The following is a 1,109-nucleotide window of genomic DNA, read 5'->3' on the forward strand; positions in this document are numbered from 1 at the left end:
TATTATATGCATAAAGCCTTAGAATAATTTATTATTTTTTTAATATTTTTAGTTAATTAATCACTAATTTTTAAATTATTATTATATTAATTGTACAAAAACATGGATAATTAAGTGTTCATCTAAAACTCTTGATGTATATAATACCCTTATAAATGTGTTAATATAAGTAAATGTATTAATATAAGGTATAAAAATGAGATTTGAATGGAATGAAGCTAAAACAAAAAGTAATCTTAGAAAGAACCGTGTAAAGTTTTGAAATAGCTGCAAGTGTTTTTGCAGCCCCATTCACTATGGTTAAACAAGACCGTATTGAAAACGAGAGTATGGTGAGCAAGCTTTATGGCTCATGGATGGTTTTTTATTAATATTCGTAGCGCATACTGTCCATGACGATAAAGATGGCATAGAGGTAATCCGTATTATTTCAGCACGACGAGCCAACTCGAAAGAAAAGAAACGTTATAAAGAAGAAAGTTCGTTATAAAATTGATGTAGGTAACTTATCACCTTTGACAGATAAACAGAGAGTTGAAGTTGATAAACTGGCTGCAATGCCGGACAGTGCAATTGATCATAGTGATATTCCGTCACTCAATGATGTGTTCTGGAAAAATGCCGTTCGCAATCCATTCTATAAACTACCCAAAACTGTCACAACAGTGCGTGTGGATTCAGACGTGCTAGCGCGTGACTTTAAAAGTCAAGGGAAAGGATATCAAAAGCGGATTAACGCCATTTTACGTGATGCCATGCTTCGTTCAATGCACTGATTTCTCCTCCACTTAAAAGCCGAGAAGGGGGGGCCCATATTCTAAAAATCTAAGCAGCTTTCACTGCAGAGTTCTTTAAAATTCGTATTACTTTTGCAATTAAAATTTTATAACTTTGATCTTTAACTAACTGATTCTAAACAATACAATATATTTTGGACACACCACCTTCTCGTGGTCACTAAGATAACTTGGGAAGCACCTGCCATCTGATAAGACTATAGACATTGTAATTATGTTAACTTTATGAATACCCTTAACTTCCTTTCTTATAAATATAAAATAGATCCAGCCTCAGAATTAGTTAATATCAATGATGCTGATAAATTTTTA

1 protein-coding gene is annotated in these 1,109 nt (G+C 32.6%); it reads left to right on the forward strand.

Annotation, left to right across the window (positions count from 1 at the left end; genetic code table 11):
• Positions 1-467: 467 nt before the first annotated feature.
• The gene (locus tag ACFIL8_RS10735) at positions 468-776 is read left to right on the forward strand and encodes a BrnA antitoxin family protein (protein WP_375638596.1); all 309 of its coding nucleotides are present in this window, start codon (positions 468-470) and stop codon (positions 774-776) included.
• Positions 777-1,109: the final 333 nt, after the last annotated feature.

The organism is Bartonella sp. AP57NXGY (assembly GCF_042195805.1).
Lineage (GTDB): Bacteria > Pseudomonadota > Alphaproteobacteria > Rhizobiales > Rhizobiaceae > Bartonella.